The sequence below is a fragment of the Pseudomonas sp. RHF3.3-3 genome (assembly GCF_048069595.1).
GTDB lineage: Bacteria > Pseudomonadota > Gammaproteobacteria > Pseudomonadales > Pseudomonadaceae > Aquipseudomonas > Aquipseudomonas fuscovaginae_B.
Genome location: NZ_CP182250.1, coordinates 3,492,181 through 3,509,933 on the forward strand (window position 1 = coordinate 3,492,181; position 17,753 = coordinate 3,509,933).

Genomic DNA, 17,753 nt, shown 5'->3' on the forward strand with positions numbered 1-17,753 from the left:
TTCCAGCGGCGCTTCGGATCGGCGCCGCTTGCCTTTCCATGCTGGTGGCCTGGCTCACATTTTTCTTTGGTGAACGAAGACTTGCGCTGGTAGGCAAGCTTTAGCAATAACGATGCCGGAAAACCGCAAGTGCAGAAATCGACCGCTTTTCCCGGGTGGGATGATCGATTTTGCGGCCTTTATATCGGTTCTCGGCGCCGGGGCCGGATGATGCGGGAAGACCAGGCGCCGGGGCTGTTCCCGCGACACAGGGTTGCGCACCAAAATGGCGCGCCGGAGGAGGGCGGTTGCACCTGGCGCAGGGACTTGCAGCGTTTAGAGGCTATCGGGGTCCCCGCAGAACATTTGGGCTGGGCTCTAGAACGGCATTTGTTGTTCGCCGAAGCACAAATTTACCCCCAACAATATCCGCGATACCCCCAGCAGGATGCGCGATCGAGAAGGGCGATTTCGGACAGGCGCCAGGGTGGTCGTCCAGGGCTTTCAGTGGACGGCTGTTTTGGCGTGGCGGGACGAGCGCAAGGTCACGGCGCCTGTCAATGGCGTGACGGGGAGTGGCGTGGAGCCATGCAGATCATTGACGCCAAGATAGTGGCAAATTAATATTGTGACATCATATTAATATCATTCGTGCAGAAAACGGGCTGCCTGTCTCCTTGTGGAGAGATCAGGCGGCCCGTTTTTTGTGTGGAACGCCGAGATTTCTGACATGGACGTTCGCCAGTTCGCCTTCCTTGCGGGGCAGCCTTCTGCATCCCTGAAAAAACGTGACCATTGCCTGGGGCTGCCCAAGCGCGGGATTGCCTTCCTGCTGGCGAACGTCATGTTCTGGCAGCCGCTGTGGGCCCAGGCGGACGGCATCGTGGTCAGTGCGCCGGGGACGACGCTCGGGCAGGCGGGCAATGGCGTGCCCATCGTCAACATCGCCGCCCCGAACGGCAGCGGCCTGTCGCACAACCAGTTCCAGGACTACAACGTCGGCAGCAACGGCGTCATTCTCAACAACGCTACCGGCCGTACCCAGTCAACGCAACTGGGGGGGATCATTCTTGGCAACAGCAATCTCAACGGTCGCGCCGCGTCGACCATCCTCAACGAGGTCAACGGCGGCAGCCCCAGCCAGTTGCGCGGTTATACCGAAGTGGCGGGGCAGTCGGCCCATGTGATCGTCGCCAACCCCTATGGCATCACCTGTAACGGCTGTGGCTTCATCAACACCCCGCAGGCGACGCTGACCACCGGCAAACCGGTGATCGAGAACGGCGAGGTCAGCCGTTATCAGGTGGACAAGGGCAGTGTCTCCATCGAAGGCGCAGGCCTGAACGCGAACAATCTCGACCGCTTCGAGATCATCACCCGCTCGGCCAAGCTCAATGCCGAGATCCAGGCGAAGAACCTGACCCTCGTTGCCGGCGCCAACGACGTCGATGCCAAGACCCTCCAGGCAACCGCGCGCGCAGCCGATCCGGCCAGCGCACCGCAACTGGCGATCGACTCCTCGGCCCTGGGCGGCATGTACGCCGGGGCGATCAAGCTGGTGGGTACCGAAGCCGGGGTCGGGGTGAAGCTTGACGGCAAGATGGTCGCCAGCGGCGGTGACATTCAGCTCGATGCCAACGGCCACCTGAGCCTGGTCGATACCGCCGCGACCGGGGCGGTCAATATCAAGGCCCAGAGCCTGGAAGCCAAGGGCCCGGTCTACGCCGGCACCACCCTGGACGTGAAGACCGCCGGCGACCTGACCAGCCAGAACAACCTGGTGGCCAAGGACCGCATCACCGTGAACAGCGGCGGCCAACTGACCAACAACGGCATCATCGAAGCCGGGGTCAACGCCGATAACAGCCGCAACACCGAAGGCGACGTTGAAGTCACGGCGCAGAACTTCAGCAACAGCGGCAAGAGCGTCATCGCCAGCCGCGACCTGAAGGTCACCGCTACCCAGACCCTGGGCAACCAGGGCGGTACCCTGAGCGGCCAGCGCCAGACCACGGTCACTGCCGGCACCCTCGACAACCAGAACCGGGGCCGGGTCCTGAGTTCGGACAGCCTGATCCTGACCGCCGACACGGCGTTGAACGGGCAGGGCGGCCTGATCAACAGCGTCGGCCAACTGACTGCGACTCTCGGCCATCTGAACAACAATGCCGGTGAGGTCTCCAGCAAGGCCAGCAGCACGCTGACCCTCGGCACGATGGACAACCTCACCGGCCTGGTGATGGCCGAGAATACCCTGGGCCTCACCGCCACCGGCACGATCAACAACCAGAACGGCGTCCTCTCCGGCTGGCAGGGCCTGACTGTCACCGGCACCCGCCTGGACAACCGCAACAGCGGTACCGTCTCCAGCCGCAGCGGTGATGTCGGCGTCACCCTCAGCGGTGCGCTGCTCAACAGCCAGGCCGGTGCGGTGGTCAGCCAGAAAACCCTGACCGTCAAGGCCGACAGCCTCGACAACAGCGACCAGGGCGTTCTTTCCAGCGGCGTGGCCCAGCAGCTGACCGTCGCCGGCCTGCTCGACAACACCCTGGGCGGCGCCATCACCAGCTCGGCTGCCTTGACCCTGCAGGCGATGGCCCTGAACAACGGCGGCACGATCAGCGCCGATGATGCCCTGAGTTTCACCGGCACCGACCTGGACAACAGCCACGGCACCTTCACCGGCAATGCCGGGGTCACTCTCGACCTGCTCGGCACCCTGACCAATCACTACGGCAAGCTCTCCAGCGCCGGGCCGCTGCGGGTGCAGCGCAGTGCACAGATCAACAACCAGCACGGCGGCATCAACAGCCAGGGCCTGCTGACCTTGCTCACCGGCAGCCTGGACAACAGCCAGCAGGGCACCATCGGTGCCAACGACACCCTGCTGATCACTGCCAGCGGCCACGTCGACAACAGCGCCGACGGCCTGATCGCCAGCCGCAATGCCGACCTGCAACTCAATGCCGACAGCCTGGCTAACGCCAAGGGCTCGCTGCAGGGCAAGGGCGCGGTCACTCTGAGTGTCACGGGCGATATCGACAACCAGAGCGGCAAGGTCATTGCCCAGGACGGTGACCTGACCATCACTGCGGCCAACCTCGACAGCCGCGGCGGCCTGCTGTCCAGCGTCAAGGGCGCGTTCGAAAGCCATATCATCGGTGTGCTGAAGAACGGCTACGACCTGACCAACAACCAGGGCGGCACGATCCAGGCGCAGCGCCTGGCCCTCAATGCCTTCGGCGGTATCGACAACAACGGTGGCCGTATCGCCGCCCAGGCCGGCGACGCGGTGCTCGATGCCCGCAGCGGCAATATCGACAACCGTAACGGCGGCCTCTACGCCTCTAACCTGGTGCAGGTCAGCGGCACCGACCTGGACAACAGCGGTGACCAGGGCGGCAAGATCAGCGCCAGCGAAATCAGCTTCTCCCTGCTGGGCAAGCTGAACAACCGCCAGGGCATCATCGAAAGTGGCAGCACCCTGTCGACCACGGCGGCCAGCCTGGACAACCAGAACGGCCAACTGCGCTCGCTGGGCCGTAGCCTCAAGACCCTCTTCGCCATCGGCGGCCTGCTCGACAACAGCAACGGCACCCTGGAAACCGCCAACACCGACCTGGGGCTCGACGCCGGCAGTTTCCGCAACCAGGGCGGTAGCCTGCTGCACGTCGGTACCGGGATCTTCGGCCTCTCCATGGCCAACCTCGAGGACGTCGGCGGCCGACTGGTCACCCACGGCGACCTGACGCTGGACGGCGACAGCTGGACCAACAGCACCTCGATCCAGGCCGAGCACCTGACCGTCAACGTCAACCGCCTGACCCAGACCGCCAGCGGCCAACTGCTGTCGACGTCGGGCCTGAAGGGCCGCGGGATCGACTGGCGCAACGATGGGCTGTTCGGCACCGACGGTGCCCTGGATATCGACCTGAGCGGCCACTACAGCGGCAAGGGCCGCCTGAGCAGCCTCGGTACCCTGGACTTCCACGCGGCGCAGGCCGATCTGCAGAGTACAGCGAGCATCGCCGGCGGTGGCGACACCACGATCAACCTCGATGCCTTGCTCAACAACGCCGGGCGCGTGACCTCCAGCAACAACCTGAAACTGACCGCAGCCGGTGTGACCAACACCGGCACCCTGGGCAGCGGCAAGGACCTGCTGGTCACCACCGGGGCGCTGGTCAACGACCAGGGCCTGATCTCCAGCGGCGGCGACCTGCAGTTGCTGGCCAGCCGCTTCACCAATAGCTACGCGCAGGTCTACAGCCTGGGGACGGCGTTGATTGCCCGCGACGGGGCGGGGACCCAGGCCGATCTGCTGGATAACCGCTCGGGGGATATCGAGAGCCTCGGCAAGCTGACGATTGCGGCGACGACCGTCAACAACGTCATGGATGTGCTGGAATACACCGAGCATGAAAAGAGTGCCACGGGCATTACCCGGCTTTCCTGCACGCTGATCCCCGTGGCCGGCTGCGATGATCGGGGTGGTGGCCGTATCAACGGCCTGTGGGAACTGGCGGAAACCGATCGCCTGAATGTCACCCGCAGCACCGCAGCCGCCAGCCTGACCAGCGGCGCCGACCTGCAGATCGACACGCAAACGCTGAACAACACCAGCAGCCTCATTGCCGCGACCGGCAATGTGCAAGTCAACGCCAGCACGATCAACAACAAGGGCTTGCAACCGCAGGAAATCAAAACCACGCGCCGCTACTGGAGTTTCGTCAACGAAACCGGCGCCGCGGCCGGCGCTGCCGCCACGTTCAACGCCAGAAACAACCCGACGCCCTCGGCTTCCTACGGTTCGGACCTGAGTGCGTTCTTCCGCTGGGCGACCGTCGACCTGGGGGGGACTTCAGTCACCACCAACATCAGTGACAAGTCCTACGACGCCATCATCCAGGCCGGTGGCAATGTCACGCTCGATGCCGATAACAAGATCAGCAACAGCGTCATCCGGCCTTTTTATGAGTATGTCGCAGCAGGCCGCACCGCCGCCGACACGGGGACGGGTAACGGTTTTTCGACGGCGGTGTACATCAACGCGCAGCTCCCGCCCGACCTGGCCCAGCAGCAGATCAACCCGGTGGCCTTGCCCGGCTTCAGCTTGCCGACCGGGCAGAACGGCCTGTTCCGCCTGAGCGGGCAGGGCAGTACGGCCCAGGCCGCCAACCCGCCGCACGTACCGGGCCTGCCGGATACCTCGGGGCGCTCCAGCCCGCAGAAATACCTGATCGAGACCAACCCGGTGCTCACCGACCTCAAGCAGTTCATGAGCTCGGACTACCTGCTGTCCAACCTGGGCTACGACCCGGACACCAGTGCCAAGCGCCTGGGCGATGGTTTCTACGAGCAGAAACTGATCCAGCAGGCCGTGACCGCCCGTACCGGGCAGCGTTTCATCGATGGGCAGACCTCCGATGACGCGATGTTCAAGTACCTGATGAACAACGCGATCGCCAGCAAGCAGCAACTGAATCTGCAACTGGGCGTAACCCTGACCTCCGAACAGGTCGCGGCCCTGACCCACGACATCGTCTGGATGGAAAACCAGACCATCAACGGTGAGCAGGTCCTGGTTCCGGTGCTTTACCTGGCCAATGCCAATAACCGCCTGGCGGACAATGGCGCGCTGATCCAGGGCGCAGATGTGAGCCTGATCGCCGGCAAGGACCTGGAAAACGCCGGCACCCTGCGGGCCAGCAACAACCTGAAGGCGACCGCCAACAATGACCTGGTGAATAGCGGTCTGCTGGAGGCGGGCAATCGTCTCGACGCCTTGGCGAGCAACAACCTCAGCAACAAGGCCGGCGGGATTATTGCCGGGCGCGACGTGAGCGTGACGGCCGTCACGGGCGATGTGCGCAACGAGCGGACGGTGACCACGCATCAGAGCCATGACGGCCTGATCAGCCATCGCAAGGATTTTGCGGACAGTGCTGCGCGTATCGAGGCGGGTAACGCTCTTGCCGTGACCGCAGGACGCGATATTCGAAACAGCGGCAGTGTCTTGCAGGCCACAGGTGATGCGCAGCTCCAAGCAGGAGGAGATCTTGCCATCATCTCCACCGAACAGGTCAGTCAGAGCAATAGTCTTCTGAAGAAAGGCAGTTGGAGCCAGAGCCAGACGGTTCAGAATGCCAGCCAGGTGCAGGTGGGCGGTAGCCTCACCGCTAAGGCTGGGCAAGACGTTAATGTGGTTGCCAGCTCCATTGTCGCCAATCAGCAACTGGCTTTGTCTGCCGAGCGTGACGTTTTCATAGCCTCTGCTGCGAACGAAAGTCATGCAGCGCTCCAGACTAAAAAGTTAACCAGCAGTACTGATCAGGTGCGTCAGCAATCTTCTGTCATTCAGGCCGGGGGCGATCTTTCCATTCAGGCCGGGCAAGATTTGACGCTGGTTGCCAGCCAAGTAAAGGGCACACAGAACGTTGCCTTGGATGCTAACCGCGATATCAGTGTGTTGTCCGCCAAGGATGAGAGCGCTTCGTTCTTTTTCAAGAAAAGCAAAGGCTCATTCGGTCGCAGTCAGAGCGAGCAGCGGGAGAGCTACGACAGCACCAACGTCGCTTCCGTGGTGGAAGCCGGCAAGGACCTGACCATTAATGCCAGCAAGGGCACTGATGGTGCCATGAACATCAATGGCGGTCGTGATGTCACCATCATCGGCAGCAAGCTCAAGGCACATGACGACCTGATGGTCGCGGCCCAAGGTGATGTCACCGTGCTGTCGGGGGTCGAGGAGCATGGTTCCTACAGCAAGAAAACCAAGTCCGGTTTCCTTGGGCTTTCCAAAAGCAGTAAGAGTCAGCTGAAAACCACGGCGAGCCAGGTCGGTAGTGAGCTGGACGCGGGTAATGATGTGGTGGTGGCTGCGGGTAACGATATCCGCTTGCGCGCCAGCGAGGCGACGGCGGGTAACGACGTTGAACTGCATGCCGGTGTGGTTAACAAGGACGGTGACATCAACCTTGTATCGGCCAATGACACCGCGTACAGCCGCAGTGAGCAGTACAAGAAGAAAACCGGGCTTTCCGTTTCGGGTGGCTTTATCTCCTTCTCCTCGGCCAAGGAAGCCGGGAGAGAGGCGCAAAGCAGCACCAGTGTGGGCAGCCAGGTGGTGGCCGACCGCGATGCGAGCCTGCAGGCCGAGCGCGATATCAATATCAGCGGTAGTGGGGTCAAGGCGGGGCGCAATGTCGCGTTGAATGCCGGGCGCGATGTGAATGTGGTTGCTGCGCAGAACAATACCGCGCAGGTGGATTGGCAAAAGAAAAAACAATCCGGTATCGGGTTCTCCGGTGACGATAACGGTATCAGTGCGTTCTTTGGCACAGAGACCAAGACCAAACAAAACCGGAATGAGCAGCAGACAGCCGCAGCCAGCCAGATCGATGCGGGTGAGAACCTGACAGTAAACGCCAAGCGCGATATCAACCAGTCTGGTTCCGACCTCAAGGCGTTCAACGACATAGAGCTGAACGCCGGACGCAATATCAATATTGATGCAGCGCGTGAGGTACGGATTACGGAAGAGCAGCGTCTGGCTGAACGTAATGGCGCCACCGTGACCGTCAACCACAACCTGGGCAAAACCAGAGACGCGATCGCCGGGGTTGGGAAGGGGGATGATGCGGTCAGCCAGGTTTCCAGCGTACTCAAGGCGGCGGACGCCATCAGTCAGTTTCTCCTGGGCTCTACTCAGGAGGGAAAAACGGGTCATAGCCAGCAGGGTAGTGGCGAGCGGGTCACTGAAGAGACTGGTCGTGCTTCGACGCTTCAAGCCGGTAACGATATCAAGCTGACCGCTAATAATGATGTCTCGGTCAAAGGCAGTCAGTTCAATGCTGGTCGGGATATCAATGTATCCGGGCGCGATGTTTCTTTTGATGTCGCGCGGGAAGGTACCACCCAGGAAAGTACCCAGCGTGAAAGCTGGGTTGGGGTACGTGGCGGAACCAGTGGAGGCTTCAAAGCTGGCTTTGGCGGTAGCTACGGTACTGCAGCACAGGACAGCAGCCGTGATGCATCGGGGGCAAGTCAACTGGATGCGGGCCGGGATATCAACCTGAAGGCCAGCAACGACCTGACTCTGATCGGCACACAGGCTCAGGCTGGGCGCAATATCAATCTGGATGCCGCGAACGATCTCAATATTCGTTCCGCACAGAACAGCAGCACCAGCACGAGCACCAGAAGCAGTGGAGGTGCAGAGGGCGGAATAACAGTCGGCTCAGAGGGCGTCGGGGGCTACGTCAGCGTCAATATCGGCAAGGGTAACCTGGAACGCGAAGGCGTTAACCAGCAGGAAGCTTACCTTTACGCAGGGGATCGCCTCAGTTTCACCAGTGGCAAGGACACGAACGTTGCGGGTGCCAACCTTCGAGGTAATGAGGTTGTCGGTCGTGTAGGTGGCGACCTGAATGTGGCATCGGTGGCGGACACCGGCAAGGCCAAGGGCAAGGAGTTTGACGTTAGCGCCACGGTGGCATTCGGACCAGGGTCGGGTGTCAGCGGCTCGGTCGGCTATGGAGAAACGACGGGTAAAACCAACTGGGTTGAAGAGCAGACCCGCATTACCGCCAAAGACAAACTCGATATTCGCACTGAGAATCACACCCAGATCAACGGTGCCGTGATTGCATCCGACAGCGGCAATCTGAAGCTGGATACCGGAACCCTGGGCTTCAGCGACATTGCTGGGCAGGACCGGGAGCATGGTTACTACCTGAACGTCGGTGGCACCTACAGCAACGGTAGCGCAGGCGGTACGCCTCAGGATGCCAGCCAGGTAGGCAAGGGCAAAGAGGGGCAGTCTGGCTGGAGTATCAGTGGCTGGAACTCTGAGAAGGATCGTGAGCAGATCGTACGCGCCACTGTTGGTAGTGGTGAGATTGTGGTTCGTGACGATAAGGTTACCGGTCATGATTCTACACTTGGCCTAAATCGTGATGTCAACGAGTCGTATAGCGTTACCCGGGATTATCAACATCGTACGGATTTGTATGTAAGTGATTCTTCGGTTGATGCTCTGCTTCATCCTGCTGGGACTTACGAAAGCTGGTCCTCGAATGTAAAAAACTTTAAGGAAATTCAGCAGGCAAGCGTTAACAGATTTATTCGTGGGTTGAGTGCTCTTTGGGGGGAAATTCAAGCCCAGCGTGTTGATATATCGGATGTTCCCGCGAACGCTAGGGAAGCGCTGGGTGATGAGCGGGCTCTGGCAATAGCAAAAAATCTAGTCCGTCGCGGAATTGACCCTTCAATAGTCGGATCTCTGAATGATGAATTGGTTAAGAGCTTAGGTCGATTCGCTGATTTGGCTGCTGATTACGACTCTGAAATAAAATCATGCTCTCTAAGTGGTGGGTGTGATGTTCCTCCGATAGAAAATTACACGCCAAAGCCAGGGGAATATCTGATTGGCGAGACTGTAGTTACAGAAAAGCAAATGACAATCGGTAAGGCTGCGCTTGATGAGGTTCAGTTTGCTCTAAAACTTGCTCAAAAGTTACCGGTGGAACAAATTCAAGCTACCGCAATTGCCATCCAGGCAATGATGGGGCCAATGAAATTTGTGCTTAGTGTTGCGGTCAATCAATTAGCTCAAGTTGCATACGGTGATAAGAAGGAAGAATTGACGGAAAGCGCGTCAATTAAGTTGGCGGCCAAGCTTATTGATGAAGATGAAACGGATTTGAAGGAGCAGCATGCTGCCGCAAAGCAGAAGTATGCAGAAGGTGCTGAGGGGGCGGTATTCAATGGGAATGGTTATGTTGTTGCTAGCCGATTCCTCATTGACTCTATTTTGGGTGAGGTCCAGTCTCTTGGTATAAAAGCTGGCAAGAGAGTAATTAGCGTCGTTGGCGGTAAGTCGGGATCTTCAATATCTGGCGGTGGAGGAAAACCTGATAAATCTCCAGAATCTCCAGAAAAGAATAATTTCCCAGATAAGCCACCGGTCCTGCGCGAAGTGGAAATTGATTCTGGGGCCAAAGGTGGATGGAGTAAAGCTCTCAATAAACCTGAGCCGAATACCATTTATAAGGTAGATGGTAACAAGGTTTATCAAACAGATAACCTTGGACGAGTAGAGAAAGTCGAGGCGGATCTAACTGCTATGGTGAAGGATAGGAACAAGTATCAGCAGTGCAAGGCTGGTAAGTGTGGAGAGGAGGGAGATGAGGGAGGGCATTTGATTGCCAGTATTCTTGGTGGACCAGGTGAAAAGCTAAATTTGGTTCCGATGGATGGTAACCTGAACAAAGGCGTATGGAAGGTAATGGAAAATGTCTGGTCGGATGCAGCAAAGGCTGGAAAGTCTGTGAATGTTAAAATTGAGCCTATATATTCTGGTGGGGGTGTCCGGCCGGATCGATTTAATGTAAGCTATCGGATTGATGGTGGGCGTCCAGTGATTGTTGATTTCAAAAATTCCCCGGGTGGTATCTGATGATTGACCAAGAGATATATCAGAAAATAGGACAGCTTTTAGTTGATGCGGGGCCGTCAGGTGCTCAGAAGCTAATAGTTAGAGCTGAACTCTTTCCTGAGGGCGATGGAGGAACGTATGAGTTTGACTATGTTGATGGAGCGGGCGAGCTGACCTGGTTTGATCCAGATGGTCGAGCAGTGGGGGATTTGACAGAGTTGTTGGTTCAGCTACGTGAATACATGGTTGCGAATAACTTGACTGCCGGAGCCGGTGCTTGGACTGGTTGTGAGGTTAATTTAAATGTTGATGAAATGAAGTTTGGAGTTGAGTTTTCATATAAAAAGTAGATTAAGATTCTATTGGCTCGGTGCCGGCCTCGCGCCGCTGTTTTTATCTGCGAACAACGCCCGGCAGCGGTATAGGTGACCAGAAATGGGGATGCAGAAACGGGGATGGATTTATTTTCTGAACCGTTACTCTGAAAGACTCAACGGAAGGAGGCTTAAGGTATGCCCAGGATGGGACGTATTGTTTACCAAACTACCCGCACCATGTAGTGTAACGCGGTCATAACCGTCAGATAATTTTTGCGGGTGCGGAAAATTACCGGCGTTATCTCGCGAATCTGCGGGAGCTCAAGGAAGTATTCTGCGTGAAGGTCTACGCCTATTGCCTGATGACCAATCCTGTTCATCTTTTGCTGGCCCCCGGTGACGCGGTCGAGGGTTGGGCTAGTTGATGAAGGCGCTTGTAGCACGGACGGCCCCTTATCGCAATCGGTTTGAGGAGCGTTCTGGCACCTTGTGATCGGAGAAACGGGGACGCGGAGAAACGGGGAAACAGAAACGGGGACGCCCATTAGCCGGTCTCGCGTCAAGGTCAAAAGCCACCGCGCCCTGCTGTTTTTAACGGCAGGGTTCGTGAAACCTTTGTTAATGCTCCTGGAGGGGTATAGTTTATGAGCGAAGATGAAATTTACTTGGCAATAGGTGAGATACTTTTTTCAATTGCACCTGATGAAGCAAGATTTGTTGTTGTTGATGCTGAGATATCAAAAGGAAATGATCACTGCAAGCTTTTGTTTGATTACATAGATGCAGATGGGAAAAAGGATTGGTTTAGCCCTCCTAGCTCAAAGGTTGATAGTGACTTGTTTGATTGTTTGTTGTTGCTGAAAAAAGAATACTCTGAAAAAGGGATGGTTGGGGATTTTCCACTCTGGGTTGGGTGTGAGTTAAGCTTTGATGTCGAGCGCTCTAAGCTTTCTATTGATTTTCGCTATGATTAGTTAGTTTGAAAAGTTCCATGTTTAGGGTGGTGCTTTCTGATTATTTTATTTTTGTGAGGATAAGTGGGGCGGATTTATTTTTTTCGTGAAAGAACCGTGCCATCGTCACGAAAGATTTATACAATAAGCTGGTTCAGCTGATGAGCCTAGCCTGATCCACAGGGCTCTGCGACGAGGCCAGTTGAAAGGAGCGGATTGTTTCTTGGAGGAGATGGAGAGTGTTGTTAATCTACGGATAGAGAAAAGCGGTATGTGGAGTTCGGGCGAGACTCAGGAAAATAAATCCATCTCCATCTCCATCTCCATCTCCATCTCCATCTCCATCTCCATCTCCATCTCCATCTCCATCTCCATCTCCATCTCCGTTTCTCTTTTCGATTATGTATGGATTAAATGGAACTATCTTTTTTGAGGATGGCTCTTTTGGACGGCCGTTACCTAACAGTTGTTCAAGAGTCCGTAATGAGGCAGGGGCGACTTACTTTCGTGTCTTCTGGTTGATGACGGGGAAAATTTATTGTCGAGAAGCGGGGGCGGATTTATTTTATAATCCGTTTGCTACTCTGAAAGCTTCAACGGAAGGAGGCTTCAGGTATGCCCAGGATGGGACGTGTTGTGTTACCAAACTACCCGCGTTATGTAGTACAGCGTGGTCATAACCGTCAGATAGTGTTTGCGGGCACGGAAGATTATCAGTGTTATCTCGCGAATCTGCGTGAGCTCAAGGAAGTATTCGGCGTGAAGGTCTACGCCTATTGCCTGATGACCAATCCTGTTCATCTTTTGCTGGCCCCCGTGAAACAGTCGCATGGTTGGGCCAGTTGATGAAGGCGCTGGCAGCACGGACGACACGTTATCGCAATCGGCTGAAGCTCCTTGTGGGAAAGCCGATACAAGTCCAGTGTCGTGCAATCGGATGCTTATCTACTGGCGTGTTGTCGCTACATCGAGCTGAATCCTGCACGTGCTCGCATGGTCGCTGACCCCGTGACTTACCCATGGTCGAGCTATCAAGCTCGGATGAATGTGTTAGAAAACGAATGAATGCGCAAGGAGTCCCGATGTGGAAGGGGACTACTCCAAGCGGGGTTGAAGTGCAGGGTTATTTGACTCCTAATGTAAAAGTTTATCCAATTATGTAGGGCTTGAAGTGGAGCTGTCTTTTTTTTGGGATGATTCTTTTGGGAAGCCGTTTCCTAACTGTTGCTCAAGTGTCCGTAATGAGGCAGGGATCGACTTACTTTCGTGTCTTCTGATTGATGACGGTGGAGTCCCCTATCTTGAGACTGTCCCATGGCTTGATCATGGGCTTTCGCTGATACAGCAAATACGAACTGGAGGTTCGACGCAAGGTGATTGGGGGCGTGAATGTTGGGGGGCGATTCTTAGCGTGGAGAGAGTTAGGATATATTCTCTTTATGATGAAAATTATTTCATAGATATGAGCCTAAATAATTTCGAGAGGGCTCTGTTGGAGTGGAAAAAATTTATTGTCTCCGGCTGGCCATCGCCGGGGCAATAGCTGCTTTTCTACATCAAGCCAATACCACCCTAGCAATATCTTGTTGCTGGGCATCAGTCGCACTGGTCAGCCATCCCCAACTTTGTGCAGCTCTCAAGCTTCTGATTTGATCGATGGTACTGCGAGAATATACAGCGTCAGTTATCGGTCGACAGCGTTAGTTGCGTATATTCGTGAGGTCGGGGGATCGAGACGCTAGCTGTCTTTCACCCACCTGCAGAAACGGGCAGAAACGGGGACCAGAAACGGGGACGGATTCAGAAACGGGGACGGATTTATTTTCTCTATACGCTTGCTATCCTGTGATACGGGGGCTTGCGATGCAGGATTTGCCCAGAATCTTGCGAATAAGATGGGAGTTTCGGTTAAGGCGCCAACTAATTTGGTATGGGCTTATGGTGATGGTAAAATGGTGGTTGCCCCTATGTCTCCTCTTAATCCGAATCTTCCTGATCTATCTAATCAAGGTGGTTTCAAAGTTTTCTATCCAGGTAAGCCGTGATGATAAGTTATTCTTTGATGATGTGTGAGCGATGTGGTGGTGAGCTGGTTGCCTTCAAGGAAGGTAGTACTGGTGGTATGAAGTGTTTGGCGTGCGGTTGGTCTTTGGTTGCAACGGACATACATGGGATCAAACTCGATGATAAGGATTATGAGGTTTTTTGTTTTGGTGATTATAAGAATAAAAATCATGTGATGGCTGTTTCTAAGGCGTCTGGTTGTAATTTTTTAGAGTCTAGGGAAGGGCTTCGTCAGGGTGAGTTTCTTGCGTTTTGTGGGAAGGCAATAGATATTTTAAAAGTTTTTGACGATCTTGTTGATGCTGGGTTGAAATGTAGTATTAAGCCGGATTTTATTTGGGCAGGTAGGAATGGAAAAGCGGGCACGAATGAAAGTAAGTAAATTTTGGCGAGAGAAACGAGAACGCTAGCTATCTTTCACCTGTGATAACGGTCTGGCCACGTGCTCCAACGACCGTCGCTCCGCCGCCACCCCCCAGATCGCCTGTACCCCCGCCGCGATGACCATCAGCGCCGCACCGATCAGGTAGCCGTAGAACACGTTGGTGCGCTGCCCGGTCTCGATCAGCGCGCCGAACAGCGTCGGGCCGATCAAACCGCCCAGGCCGGTGCCGAAGGCGTAGAACACGGCGATGGCCAACGCGCGGATCTCCAGTGGAAAGGTCTCGGCCACAGTCAGGTAGGCCGAGCTGGCTGCCGCCGAGGCGAAGAAGAAAATCACCACCCAGGCGATGGTCTGCTGGGTGGCGTCGATCAGCTGCTGCTGGAACAGGTAGCCGCTCAGGCACAGCAACACGCCGGAAATCAGGTAGGTGCTGCTGATCATGATGCGCCGACCGACCACGTCGAACAGCCGTCCGAGCAGCAGTGGCCCGCAGAAGTTGCCGAGGGCGAAAGGCAGCAGGTACCAGCCGATATGGGCCGAAGGCACGTCGTAGAAGTCGGTGAGGACCAGCGCGTAAGTGAAGAAGATCGCGTTGTAGAAGAACGCCTGGGCGGTCAGCAGGGTCAGGCCGACCAGCGCCCGGCGGCGGTGGTCGACGAACAGGCTGTGGAACACCTCGCGCAACGGCGTGTGATCACGGGCGTGCAGGCGCAGCGGTGGCTCCTGCAGCGGGGGCACCTCGATGCCGCGCTCGCGGTAATGGCGCTCGATCTCGGCGATGATGCGCTCGGCTTCTTCCGGCTGGTTGTGGATCATCAGCCAGCGCGGGCTTTCCGGGACCCACAGGCGTATCAGCAGGATGATCAGCCCGAGTGCCGCACCGATGCCGAAACACAGCCGCCAGCCGAGTTCGCCGCCGGCCACGGCCGGGTCGAGCAGCACCACCGAGCCGACGGCGCCCAGGGCGGCACCGATCCAGAAGGTGCCGTTGATGGTCAGGTCGACCCAGCCGCGGTAGCGCGCCGGGGTGAATTCCTGGATGGTCGAGTTGATTGCGGTGTATTCGCCGCCGATGCCGGCGCCGGTGAGGAAACGGAACAGCAAAAAGCTCCACAGGTCCCAGGAAAAGGCCGTGGCCGCTGTGGCGCCGATGTACAGGAACAGGGTGATGAAGAACAGCTTGCGCCGGCCGAGGCGGTCGGTCAGCCAGCCGAAGAACAGCGCGCCGAGCACCGCGCCGGCGATGTAGGCGGCACCGGCCACGCCGATCTCGGTATTGCTCATGGCCAGGCTGTCCTTGAGGGCCCCGGAGACGGCACCGGCCAGGGTCACTTCCAGGCCGTCGAGCAACCAGGTGATGCCCAGCGCCAGGACCAGCAGGGTGTGGAAACGGGTCCACGGCAGGCGGTCGAGGCGCGCGGGGATGTCGGTGCTGTAGCAGCGCTCGTCTACAAACGCCTCTGCTGTGTGGGGCAGTGTCTGAGTCGTCATGGTCACTCCTGCGCGCCGACGGTGTCGCTGAACGCCGGAGCGCTGTGCAACGGAAGGAGTTCGAACTTCTAGCGTCGTGAAGGAGGCGATCCGTCATCAGTCGCCCCATGGTGCGGGAGGCCCTGATATTCGAGAACCTGGACTTCAAGGGGGAGTGTGACGGCGGCTATTCAAGGCAGCTATCAAGTAAGGGATGTTGTCAGCTTGGAGCGGACCGGTCTGGTGGTTTGTAGTGCGCTTTGATCAACTGCTGCTGCAGGTGTCGCAGAAAACCGGCCTCAAAGGCATCGCGGCGACCGCCTTCTGGATAGCCCTGGCGAGCTTGAGTCAGTTGCCACCACAGTGGCTGGGTCGAGCGCCGATTCAGCCACTGTCCGGCGCAACGGGCGCCGCTGGCGATTTCCTGGGCAAACTGTTCGTCCCAGGGCGTCAGTGGCAGTGGAAGGTCGTCGGTACAGGCATTGAGGTGGACGCTATCGGTCGAGTTGGCAGGAAGGCGATAGCGTTGCCGCAGAAGCGCCATGTCGTAGAGGGCGATAGCGTCCTTGATCAATTTGTTGGCCAGTTCCTGTTGCTCTTCATCGTAAAAAGCCAGGGTGCGGGCACCGTCCAGGCAAAGGCTGGCGGCATGGCGTAAGTGATCGACTGCTTCGCTGGCGCTTAGGGAGGTGAGCTTGATCAGTGTCGGTGTGGGTAGGCGAGACAGTAGCGAGCGATCAATCATGGAGAGCAACTCCATGACCACGTTGTGCTAACGCCGGGTGAAGCGGGCGGTGCCCGGGCGTGAAAGGGGGGTAGGCCATTCTCCTTATCTCCCTCGTGAGGTTAAGGAACCGACACCCGCCGTTCTGACGCGGTTGGAGTGGCGGACCGCACGGGGGTCAGAATCCGGCTCACGAAGGAACGCCGGCCAGGCCGAAGCCTGCCCCGCACGGTCCACCATATGGGCGAAGTTGCCAACGCTATGAAGCGCCGACACGATCGCTTATGGCGCAACCGCACCTTCGTGAGGATTACAGGTTCTGACACCCGGCCACAGGTATGCCTGTGACTCAACAAGCTTACTTACGAAGGGGGATTTGCTCAGTCGGTTATGGACTAAGAGCGCGTGAGAAGTATCCGATAAAACCGTGGGATCGTCTCGCTGCTTACAGACGGGTTTGTCGCATTCTATTTCAAGGAGTGAGCTGATTCAGGCTGTTCTGGTGTGACCACCGACCGGGTTGGTATGGGATTCTCTTGATCAGGCCCCTGGATGCCTGGCTCGGCGTTACTTGGGTGCTGATGGAGGCCTTTGAGATAGGGGAGGGAGGGCAGACCGTACGGGGGTCGCAATCCGGCCTCCAACGGAGCCGGCCAAGCCGAAGCCTGCCCCGCACGATCTACCATAGAGTTTGTGTAGCGATTACATTGAGCAATCACTACACCCCAGGGAAGCACACCGCGCTTCGGGCACCTCTCGGGTTGGGACGCTTGGCCACGGACATCGTCCATGACCCAACCAGCCTAACGGCGTTCGCTTTGCAGAGACAAGGCGCTAGGTGTTGGGTTAGTCCGAGAATGATGTGTGAAGTTTCTGATGAGTTTGTGGTTTACTGATAATTTTGCGGACTTGTTATATTTCATTTCCATGCGAATAGAGCCGATTCTCGTCGCATGCTTACACCAGAAGGTTCTCTAATTTTCCAAATCAAGAGTATTGGGCTTAATATCGATTGGTTTATTGGGGTTTTGTGATGTAATGATTATCGTCTCGTAAGGTTGGGAAAAGAATTACATTTCCGAAGTTCCTTTATGGCGCTATCCCTTTGCTGATCGAGATAATCCGCCAAGTCGCTTATGTGGATGCCGCGCGCGGATTTTTGGCTGCTCTCAAGACGGGTAATCGGAATCTTGAGCTGTCCAGCCATGACTTTGCGTTGGAGTATCTCAGGTGTCAGGTGGGTAAAGTAGTCATCGCATACTACCTTCAGGGGGATCACAACCTGTCCATCGTATTGGGCCATTAATAGAAACAGTGTTTTCATGTGCAATCCCCATGATCAAATGATAGTGGCTTTGTTGGTAGGGCTCTGTGGCCATCTAGGCTTAATATGTTTGCTATCGATTTTTATGCTTCGTCCATG

At 56.7% G+C, this 17,753-nt stretch carries 7 protein-coding genes and 2 pseudogenes; 6 read left to right on the plus strand and 3 right to left on the minus strand.

What is annotated here, in order from left to right:
- Positions 1–709 precede the first annotated feature (709 nt).
- From ACMGT0_RS15860 to ACMGT0_RS15885, 6 genes and pseudogenes are all read left to right on the plus strand, one after another.
- A complete protein-coding gene (locus ACMGT0_RS15860; RefSeq protein WP_416768935.1) occupies positions 710–10,438 on the plus strand; it encodes a hemagglutinin repeat-containing protein in 9,729 nt (3,242 codons plus the stop codon).
- Positions 10,438–10,767, plus strand: coding sequence for a hypothetical protein (locus ACMGT0_RS15865; protein ID WP_416768936.1), 330 nt, complete (start codon positions 10,438–10,440; stop codon positions 10,765–10,767). The genes ACMGT0_RS15860 and ACMGT0_RS15865 overlap by 1 nt, the downstream gene beginning before the upstream one ends.
- Before the next feature lie 162 nt (positions 10,768–10,929).
- Positions 10,930–11,224: pseudogene (locus tag ACMGT0_RS15870) on the plus strand (transposase); the annotation flags it as partial.
- Positions 11,225–11,378: 154 nt separating this feature from the next.
- Positions 11,379–11,708, plus strand: coding sequence for a hypothetical protein (locus ACMGT0_RS15875; protein WP_416768937.1), 330 nt, complete (start codon positions 11,379–11,381; stop codon positions 11,706–11,708).
- 594 nt (positions 11,709–12,302) lie between these two features.
- Positions 12,303–12,743, plus strand: a pseudogene (locus ACMGT0_RS15880) (transposase); the annotation flags it as partial.
- Between the two features lie 988 nt (positions 12,744–13,731).
- Positions 13,732–14,133: a hypothetical protein gene (locus ACMGT0_RS15885; protein ID WP_416768938.1), complete on the plus strand. Its 402-nt coding sequence runs from the start codon at positions 13,732–13,734 to the stop codon at positions 14,131–14,133.
- A gap of 24 nt (positions 14,134–14,157) precedes the next feature.
- Here the strand turns inward: ACMGT0_RS15885 and ACMGT0_RS15890 are convergent, their stop codons facing one another.
- The 3 genes from ACMGT0_RS15890 to ACMGT0_RS15900 all read right to left on the minus strand — a co-directional run bounded on the left by ACMGT0_RS15890 (position 14,158) and on the right by ACMGT0_RS15900 (position 17,654).
- On the minus strand, positions 14,158–15,627 hold the full coding sequence (locus ACMGT0_RS15890) for an MFS transporter (RefSeq protein ID WP_416768939.1): 1,470 nt from the start codon (positions 15,625–15,627) through the stop codon (positions 14,158–14,160).
- 199 nt (positions 15,628–15,826) lie between these two features.
- Positions 15,827–16,351, minus strand: coding sequence for a LasR-specific antiactivator QslA (locus tag ACMGT0_RS15895; RefSeq protein WP_416768940.1), 525 nt, complete (start codon positions 16,349–16,351; stop codon positions 15,827–15,829).
- Positions 16,352–17,372: 1,021 nt separating this feature from the next.
- Entirely contained in the window at positions 17,373–17,654 is a 282-nt protein-coding gene (locus ACMGT0_RS15900; protein WP_416768941.1) for a pyocin activator PrtN family protein, read from the minus strand.
- Positions 17,655–17,753 lie beyond the last annotated feature (99 nt).

Excerpts from the sequence above, each read along its gene's own strand:
- ACMGT0_RS15860 (WP_416768935.1), top strand. The coding sequence starts at position 710 with ATGGACGTTCGCCAGTTCGCCTTCCTTGCGGGGCAGCCTTCTGCATCC.
- ACMGT0_RS15890 (WP_416768939.1), bottom strand. The coding sequence starts at position 15,627 with ATGACGACTCAGACACTGCCCCACACAGCAGAGGCGTTTGTAGACGAG.
- ACMGT0_RS15875 (WP_416768937.1), top strand. The coding sequence starts at position 11,379 with ATGAGCGAAGATGAAATTTACTTGGCAATAGGTGAGATACTTTTTTCA.
- ACMGT0_RS15885 (WP_416768938.1), top strand. The coding sequence starts at position 13,732 with ATGATAAGTTATTCTTTGATGATGTGTGAGCGATGTGGTGGTGAGCTG.
- ACMGT0_RS15895 (WP_416768940.1), bottom strand. The coding sequence starts at position 16,351 with ATGATTGATCGCTCGCTACTGTCTCGCCTACCCACACCGACACTGATC.
- ACMGT0_RS15900 (WP_416768941.1), bottom strand. The coding sequence starts at position 17,654 with ATGAAAACACTGTTTCTATTAATGGCCCAATACGATGGACAGGTTGTG.
- ACMGT0_RS15865 (WP_416768936.1), top strand. The coding sequence starts at position 10,438 with ATGATTGACCAAGAGATATATCAGAAAATAGGACAGCTTTTAGTTGAT.